Source organism: uncultured Nisaea sp. (assembly GCF_963974195.1).
Classification (GTDB): Bacteria; Pseudomonadota; Alphaproteobacteria; order Thalassobaculales; family Thalassobaculaceae; genus Nisaea.
Window position 1 is genome coordinate 1 of record NZ_CAXBDC010000146.1, and the last position, 8,429, is coordinate 8,429.

At 60.5% G+C, this 8,429-nt stretch carries 6 protein-coding genes; 4 read left to right on the forward strand and 2 right to left on the reverse strand.

The genetic code is table 11. The annotated features are described in order from the left end of the window. The first annotated feature begins 218 nt into the window (after positions 1-218). The 3 genes from AAC126_RS20685 to rpoD all read left to right on the forward strand — a co-directional run bounded on the left by AAC126_RS20685 (position 219) and on the right by rpoD (position 4,770). Complete coding sequence (locus AAC126_RS20685; protein ID WP_339857109.1) at positions 219-674, forward strand: GatB/YqeY domain-containing protein; 456 nt, start codon at positions 219-221, stop codon at positions 672-674. Between the two features lie 110 nt (positions 675-784). Continuing rightward, positions 785-2,635 (forward strand): DNA primase, encoded by a 1,851-nt coding sequence (gene dnaG, locus AAC126_RS20690; protein ID WP_339857111.1) that lies wholly within the window; start codon positions 785-787, stop codon positions 2,633-2,635. A gap of 59 nt (positions 2,636-2,694) precedes the next feature. Continuing rightward, positions 2,695-4,770: an RNA polymerase sigma factor RpoD gene (gene rpoD / locus AAC126_RS20695; RefSeq protein WP_339857113.1), complete on the forward strand. Its 2,076-nt coding sequence runs from the start codon at positions 2,695-2,697 to the stop codon at positions 4,768-4,770. Between the two features lie 146 nt (positions 4,771-4,916). On the opposite strand, the gene AAC126_RS20700 is transcribed toward rpoD, so the two are convergent. Further along, positions 4,917-6,026: a cyclic nucleotide-binding domain-containing protein gene (locus AAC126_RS20700; RefSeq protein WP_339857115.1), complete on the reverse strand. Its 1,110-nt coding sequence runs from the start codon at positions 6,024-6,026 to the stop codon at positions 4,917-4,919. Between the two features lie 149 nt (positions 6,027-6,175). On the opposite strand from AAC126_RS20700, the gene AAC126_RS20705 reads away from it, so the two are divergent. Next, complete coding sequence (locus tag AAC126_RS20705) at positions 6,176-7,711, forward strand: radical SAM protein (protein ID WP_339857117.1); 1,536 nt, start codon at positions 6,176-6,178, stop codon at positions 7,709-7,711. 7 nt (positions 7,712-7,718) lie between these two features. Here AAC126_RS20705 and AAC126_RS20710 read toward each other — a convergent pair. After that, on the reverse strand, positions 7,719-8,429 hold a 711-nt coding region (locus AAC126_RS20710; protein WP_339857119.1), incomplete at its 5' end, for a glycosyltransferase.

Sequence of the window (8,429 nt, forward strand, 5' to 3'; positions counted from 1 at the left end):
TTAAATGTCAATTCAGGCCAGGCCGGGCGCTTCGGTGGCGCTTTGATAAAGAATGCCGGGCCATAGGTCAAGGAACTTGTTTTGCGTATAATTCAATAAAATCAACAAGTTAAGAAATGTGCCTTGCGTTTTGCGCCGCGATGTCGATGGTGTAGGCGAATTCGCGAGCCGGTCTTCTCAGAAACCCGCCGCGAAAAGGCTAGGGGTATATATCAAAAATGTTGCGCGCCGCATTCAGTGACGCCTTGAAAGAGGCTTTGAAATCCAAGGATCAGTGTGCCGTCAGCACCATCCGGTTGATTCTGGCTGCTCTGAAAGACCGCGATATCGCCGGCCGTACGAACGGTCAGCCGGACGGCATTGGCGAAGATGAGATTCTGTCCATGCTGCAGACCATGCTGAAGCAGCGGACCGAATCCATCCGGATGTATGAAGAAGGCGGACGGCTGGAACTTGCCGAGCAGGAAAAGGCCGAGATGGAAGTCATCCGCCGTTTCATGCCGCAACAGCTGAGCGATGCCGAGATCACCGAAGCGGTCGAATCCGTGGTTCAGGAAATCGGCGCGCGGGAGCTCAAGGATATGGGCCGCACCATGGCCGCCCTGAAAGAGCAGTATGCCGGCCGCATGGATTTCTCCAAGGCCAGCGGCCTCGTCCGCCAGATACTCGCCTGATCTGACACTTTTCTGCGAAATCTCGATCCGGGAATTTTTTTGACCGGAATGCCTCCGAGGTTCACTATTCCTGACCCGCTCCGCGAGGGCAGAACAATGTGCTGTGTGCGATGAGCTTTCCGCCGCAATTCCTGGATGAATTGAGGACCCGGCTGCCGGTCTCCGAAGTCGTGGGCAGACGTGTGACCTTGCAGCGGCGCGGGCGCGAGTTCATCGGACTCTGCCCCTTTCATACGGACAGCAAGCCGTCGATGAATGTCGTCGACGACAAGAACTTCTATCACTGCTTCGCCTGCGGGGCGCACGGCGACATCATCAAGTTCGTCATGGAAAACGAAGGCATGGCCTTCCCCGAGGCGGTCGAGAAGCTGGCGGAAATGGCCGGTCTCGAGGTGCCCAAGGAAACCCCCGCCGAGCGTGAAAGATCGAAGCAGCGCAACACCCTGCACGATGTCCTGGAGCATGCCTGCAACTGGTTCGAGGCTAAGCTCGCCGGGCCGGGCGGTGCGGAAGCGCTGGACTATCTGCGGGGCCGTGGCCTGTCCAGCAAGACCATCGCGCATTTCCGTCTTGGCTGGGCGCCGGACAGCCGCACAGCAATGACCCAGTCGATGAAGGCGGAGGGTATCGACGAGGGTTTGCTGGTCGAGGCCGGGTTGCTGCGCAAGCCGGATGGCGGCGGTGATGCCTATGATTATTTTCGCGGGCGGGTGATGTTTCCGATCACCGACCGGCGCGGCCGGGTCATTGCCTTTGGCGGCCGCATTCTGGGGGACGGGCAGCCGAAGTATCTGAACTCTCCGGATACACCGGTCTTTCACAAGGGGCGCGTGCTTTATGGTCTCGCGCAGGCGCGCGAGGCGGCCCGCAAGTCGGAAGAGATTATCGTTGCCGAAGGCTATATGGACGTGATCGCCCTGTCCCAGGGCGGTTTTCCGCAAGCCGTCGCGCCGCTCGGCACCGCCTTGACCGAGGACCAGATCGCCGAGCTCTGGAAGCTGGCGAACGAGCCGATTGTCTGTTTCGACGGGGATACCGCCGGCATGCGGGCTGCCGGCCGCGCCGCCGACCGGGCACTGCCGATGCTGAAACCGGGCCACTCCCTGCGGTTCGTTACCTTGCCCCAGGGGCAGGATCCGGACGATCTGATCGGTCAGCACGGGGCCAAGGCAATGCGTGGTGTGCTCGATGCGGCCGTGCCCCTGTCGGATTTCATCTGGCGCCAGGAGCTTACCGCCCAGCCGGTGACCACGCCGGAACGGATCGCCGACTTTCAGACGCGGATGCGGGCCCGCATCAAGGAAATCGGCGAACGCACGGTGCAGGAAAGCTACGCGGACATGGTCGAGAACCGGATTCGCGAGATGCGGCGTGCGGGCCGGGAGAACAATGGTTTCAAGCGCGGCGACCGGCGCGGATACAAGCCGTCGCAACAGAACGGGACATTTGTTCAGGGCAACCGGTCGCATATTCCGGCGGTGATGGCGAACCGGCAGCAGCAGATTTTGCTCGCTGCCCTGATCAATCATCCGGGCCTGATTGACGAGCTTGGAGAGGTTGTGGGGGCACTTTCCTTCGCCGATCCCTTCCTTGACAAGCTGCGGCAGCAGATCATAGAGATTGCGCTCGCCGATTCGGGCCTTGACTCTGACGGGTTAATTTCCCATTTGACGCGGTTGGGGTTGTCTGATGCCTGCAATGGGCTTCTTGGTGGGGAGACATTGGGCCACGCGGCTTTCGCGCGGCGCAGCGCGTCGCTTGTTCAAGCACGCGCAGGACTGACTGAATTGCTGGCTCGGATCGGTAAGTCTCAGCTTGAGGCGCAGTTGGCCGATGCCGAACGGGTTGTGGCGGAAGAATTTAGCGAAGCGAGTTGGAACCGGTTGGCGTCCCTAAGATCGGCGCTGGCTTCCCTGAATTCCAGCGCGGCACTCGAAGAGACCGACATGGGTCGGTCATAAGATAACGGCGGGTCGCCCCCGGTTGGGGCGATGGCGCATTTGGAGAGGTCGACGAACGAATGGCGAAACAATCGCTGGCGAACGAAGACGAGAACCGGGACCGCGAGGAAAATGCGGACGGCCCGCTGATCGACACTGTCAATCAGACTGTCAAAAACCTGATCAAAAAGGGCAAGGAGCGCGGCTACCTCACCTATGACGAGGTGAACGCGGCACTGCCCCAGGAGGAGATGTCCTCCGAACAGATCGAGGATGTGATGTCCGCTCTGAGCGAGATGGGCGTCAATGTCGTCGAGAACGAGGAACAGGAAGACAGTGGCCCCGAGCCGAAAGCCGAAGACGAAAAGGCTGTGGCCGGCAACGTCGCCGATGATGATGTAGGCCGAACGGACGATCCGGTCCGGATGTATCTGCGCGAGATGGGCAGTGTCGAGCTGCTGTCGCGCGAAGGCGAAATCGCCATTGCCAAGCGGATCGAGGCAGGCCGCGAGATGATGATCGGCGGCATCTGCGAGAGCCCGCTGACCATCAAGGCCCTGATCCAGTGGCGCGACGCGCTGAAGGAGGAGAAGGTTCTCCTGCGCGACGTCATTGATCTGGACGCGACCTATGGCGGCGGCCCGGAAGGCGCGAACGCCAACGCGAATAGTGAAAATTCCGAAGACGGCGAAGGCGACGAGGACGAGGCCAAAGCCGAGGACGGCGCGGCCAAGCCGGACGATATCGAAGTTGAGGCAGCCAAGCCTGAAGAGGCCGAAGCCGACGATGCCGAGGATGACGATGACGGCCCGGTCAAGTCCGATGAGGAACGCGCTTCCGGCGAGCAGTCCGACGACGATGATGACGAAGACGATGGCGAAGAGAACAATATGTCTCTGTCCGCCATGGAAGCGGCTCTGACGCCTCAGGTGCTCGAAACCTTCGACAAGATTGCCGAGACCTACGGCAAGATGAAGAAGGTGCAGGACAAGCGCCTGCAGCGACTGCAGAAGGGCGAGGAACTGACCGCCCAGAGCGAGCGCCGTTACGAGAAGCTGCGGGAAGAGCTGGTCGACCTGATGGAAGGCGTCCGGCTGAATAACGGGCGTATCGAAGCGCTCGTCGAGCAGCTTTATAACCTCAACCGGCATCTTACCGGCATGGACATGCGCATGCTGAAGATGGCGGAAAAGGCCGGGGTCGACCGGGCCGTCTTCATGAAGGAGCATTTCGGCAACGAGCTGGCGCCGGACTGGGCCGAGCGCGTTGGCGAGCTTTCCGGTAAAGGCTGGGCCAAGTTCGTCGAGCGTAACGAACTTGAAATCGCCAAGCTGCGCGACGGCATGTCCGCCGTCTCCGAGGATGCAGGTCTGCCGATCGGCGAGTTCCGCCGCATCGTCCAGACCGTGCAGAAGGGCGAGCGCGAGGCGAGCCGGGCGAAGAAGGAAATGGTCGAGGCGAACCTGCGTCTCGTGATCTCCATCGCCAAGAAATACACCAACCGCGGCCTGCAGTTCCTGGATCTGATCCAGGAAGGCAATATCGGCCTGATGAAGGCCGTCGATAAGTTCGAATATCGCCGCGGTTACAAATTCTCGACCTACGCCACCTGGTGGATCCGGCAGGCCATCACCCGGTCCATCGCGGACCAGGCACGGACCATCCGTATCCCGGTGCACATGATCGAGACGATCAACAAGCTGGTCCGGACCTCGCGTCAGATGCTGCACGAGATCGGCCGCGAGCCGACCCCGGAAGAGCTGGCCGAGAAGCTGGTCATGCCGCTGGAGAAGGTCCGCAAGGTCCTGAAGATCGCCAAGGAGCCGATCAGCCTCGAGACGCCGATCGGCGACGAGGAAGACAGCCACCTCGGCGACTTCATCGAGGACAAGAATGCGGTGCAGCCGCTTGACGCCGCGATCCAGGCCAACCTGCGCGAGACCACGACCCGCGTGCTCGCCAGCCTGACGCCGCGTGAAGAGCGCGTGCTGCGCATGCGCTTCGGCATCGGTATGAACACTGACCACACCCTGGAAGAGGTCGGCCAGCAGTTCAGCGTGACCCGTGAGCGTATCCGTCAGATCGAGGCGAAGGCGCTCCGCAAGCTGAAGCATCCGAGCCGGTCCCGGAAACTCCGGAGCTTCCTGGACTACTAGGACACACCTCGCCCCGGTAGTTGTTTGCCGGACGGGCGCTGCAGAACTTTTGAAAAGGCGGTGCCGTCAAGGCGCCGCCTTTTTCAATGCCGAGCTTCCGGAAGCGATCCGGCACAATTCACGTCATTCGAGGGTAAGGCGGGAGCCTAGAAGGCGACCGCGACCGCTGCCAGGACGCCGAGCCAATAGTGCAGCAGCGTCACGCCGAGCAGGTTCTTCTGTCGCAAATACACATAGCCGAAGATGATGCTGGCAAAAAATGTGATCACGACGGCATCGACGCCGAATGTCAGATGCAGAGACGCGAAAATCGTGCTCGTCAGCAACACGGCCCGGTGGCCTTTGGTGTCGTCGAGGAACTTCTGGAACAGACCCTGAAGCAGGCCGCGGGAGCCGACTTCCTGCACGACCGTATGCAGGAAATACTGAACGAGGAAAAACGTATCGACGCTTGCGCCGGGCGTGTTTCCTGCTGTCTCCGGCTTGAACCAGACAAGATAGATGGCCACGGGGATGGTGATGAGCACGCAGATGACAATCGTCTCCCGGAACGATCGCCATAATCCTTCCCGCCTGATCCCGAGATCGGCCAGCGGGATACGCATCATGCGTATGATGAGCAGGCAGGGAATGGCCAGAAAGACGACGGTCTGCCAGGAAAAGCCCGGATCGTAGATGTCCTTCACGTAATCTTCGGCAACCAGATAGAACAGCGTCGTCGAGATCATGTAGATCGCGATGGTGAAGATCAGAAAATATCCGAACTGATTCTGGATCGTCTTGATTTCCAGCTGCTTGCGGAGCGAGGCGAGCATTTCATCGCTGAGGCTGCGCGCCCGCTTGACGACAACAGACGCAAGCGCGCCTTTCAGCTCACCGATAACCGCGGGGGCATTTGCCGTATTTTGCAGGGCGTCCGCCGGGATCATGATGAGCGTGCAGGGCGTTGTGGCCCGGACGGATGCCGACCGGCTCCCGCCATCGAGGAATGCCAGCTCGCCGATACAGTCCCCCGCAGCGATCGAGTTGAGGACAACAGTCTCCCCGTCGCTGGACTCCCTGACGGCATCGGCCGCCCCGGACACGAACAGAAAAAGGTCTGTCTTTTCGTCACCTTCCCGGACAATCAGCGCGCCTGGAGAGACTTCCGTCATTCTTGAAACGGAGGCGATCGCTTGTATGGTTTCCGGGCTGAGTTTCGCGAAAGTAGGATGCGCGCCGAGGGCTTGGGCGATGTTCTGGGATACGTCTTCCATGAAGACCTTCGGATCAAATTCGTGAAGCGAGGAGGGATATCCGCCCATCGTAGCGGTTATTGTCAACCGGACAATGCCACAGACCAAACCGCGAGAGTTGAATAACCTGCCATGATGGGGTTCCCGGAACGTCGATCTGAATTTTGGGTATGAGTTTGAAAAGCAAACAGAATGTTCTGATCATCAATGCCTATTTCGACCCGTGGCGTTCAGCGACGCCGACGCGCTGGTTCATCCCGCGGGCAATGGCGCCGTACTATTTGGCGGGTTATTTCAATGCGGATCTCGTCACTGTCCGGGTCTGGGACGAGGTGTTTCATGGCGCGTTGCTGGATACCCGGCTGTTCGACTGGCCGGACATGGTCATCTTCACCGGCCTGACAGCGGCTTTTGATCGGGCGCATCAGCTTTCCGCCTATTTCAGGAACGCCAATCCATCCGTTGTCACGGCCATCGGCGGCCCGATTGCCCGGGCCCTGCCCAGCCTGTGTGCCGAGACTTTCGACTATGCCTGCCAGGGTGACGTCGAGGAGATGTCGGAGATCATCGCGGAGGTGTTCGACCGGACCCATATCTCCGAAACCGGCGCGCCGCGGTTCGATCTCGCCGTGCCCTCGATGGGGCTTGGTTATCTGGAGACGACGAAGAATTGCAATTTCGCCTGTTCGTTCTGCTCCCTGACCGGCGAGCAGCGAAAATACGTCTCCCATTCGGAGCAATCCATCACGCACCAGCTCGATGCCATGAAGCGCGTGCTGGGCGTCATGGTTCTGGACAACAATTTCTATGGCAACAACCGGCAGAGCTTTGAGCGCCGGGTCGAGATGATCGGCGAGCGCTGGCGGCAGGGGCAGTTTCGCGGCTGGGGCGCTCTCGTTACCGGGGACTTCTTCAAACGCCCGGAGAATGTTGCGCTGATGGCCCGAAACGGCTGCAAGGCCGTGTTCTCCGGGGTGGAATCCCTTGATCCCGAAGTCCTGAAATCCTTCAACAAGAAGCAGAGCGTGACATCGGACCCGCGTGCCTTGACCAGGCTATGCGCCGAGAACGGCATGTTCTTCGATTATGGAATGATCGCCGATTTCTCGCAGCAGACCATCGCGGAGGTGGACAGCCAGCTAAATGCGGTACTGGACGATCCGACCATCCCCCTGCCGGGACTGTTGTCCCTGACCATTCCCATTCTGGGCACACCCTATTTCGATGAGGCGGCCCGTGCCGGCCGGCTGATGCCGGACCTTTTGCTCAGTGACATGGATGGACAAAAGATCGTCGAATGGCCGAAGGAGCCGCTTGAGAAAGTCGTGCCCTATGTCGCCGGTCTGATGCAGTTCAAGGGCCGGAAAGGTGCGCTGGCCCGCCATGCGATCAAGCACGCCTGGCACTGGCGCAGGCATTTCGACTGGGACCAGACGGCACTGGCGGTGATCCGCCCGCTGCACCGCTTCGGCGGCAAGATCAATCTCGGCAACATCAAACAGATGAGCCAGTCCCGCAAGGAGCCGCCGCTGACCTATTGCGCGATGAGCGATGATTTGCGCGCGGCCTACAAGCCGCTGGTCCCGCTGCCGTCGCAGTTCGAAAAATGTTTCGAGCCGCTGAGGATCACAGATGCCGAAGGCGGGCTGACGGAAGAGCTCCTGAAGGGGCGGGAAAAAACGGCAACTGTCGCACTGGCCGGGTGAGGCCCCGTTAGAACCCGGCTTTGTGTGATGTTTGAGCGGCGACGGCATTATCCAGGAATTGCCGCGTGCAGGATGCCCAGCTGTATTTGAGAGCCCAGGAGCGGCAACGTTCCGACGGGATCTGCAGGGCGTCGAGGGCGGCCTGGCGAAGGTCTTCGGAGAGAACACCCGTGCCGCTGTCGCCGATGACATCGCGCGGTCCCATCACCGGATAGGCGGCAACAGGAACACCGCAGGCCAGCGCTTCAAGGATCACCAGCCCGAACGTGTCCGTCAGCGAGGGAAAGACGAAGGCGTCGGCGCTGGCGAAATGCCGGGCCAGGTCCTCGCCCGATTTGGCGCCGGTGAAATAGACATCCGGATAGTCCTTCCGGAGGCTGGCAAGCTGCGGGCCGTCGCCAACGACGACTTTCGAGCCGGGCAGATCGAGGTCCAGGAAGGCCTTGATGTTCTTCTCGACCGAAACGCGCCCGACATTGATGAAGATCGGCCGGGGCAGGTCCGGCGGCAGAACGGAGTCTTCGGTCGGGCGAAACAGATCCGCATCCACCCCGCGGGACCACATCTTCAGGTTCCGGAAGCCCCGGCTCTCAAGATCTGCGCGCAGCGTTTCGGTCGCGACCATGCAGCCGCCACCGAAATTGTGGAACCTGCGGAACCAGGCATAGAACCAGGAAACCGGAAGCGGCCAGCGTGCCTCCACATATTCCGGAAAGCG

Coding starts and splice junctions, on each gene's coding strand:
- AAC126_RS20685 (WP_339857109.1), top strand. CDS start 219: ATGTTGCGCGCCGCATTCAGTGACGCCTTGAAAGAGGCTTTGAAATCC.
- AAC126_RS20705 (WP_339857117.1), top strand. CDS start 6,176: ATGAGTTTGAAAAGCAAACAGAATGTTCTGATCATCAATGCCTATTTC.
- rpoD (WP_339857113.1), top strand. CDS start 2,695: ATGGCGAAACAATCGCTGGCGAACGAAGACGAGAACCGGGACCGCGAG.
- dnaG (WP_339857111.1), top strand. CDS start 785: ATGAGCTTTCCGCCGCAATTCCTGGATGAATTGAGGACCCGGCTGCCG.
- AAC126_RS20700 (WP_339857115.1), bottom strand. CDS start 6,026: ATGGAAGACGTATCCCAGAACATCGCCCAAGCCCTCGGCGCGCATCCT.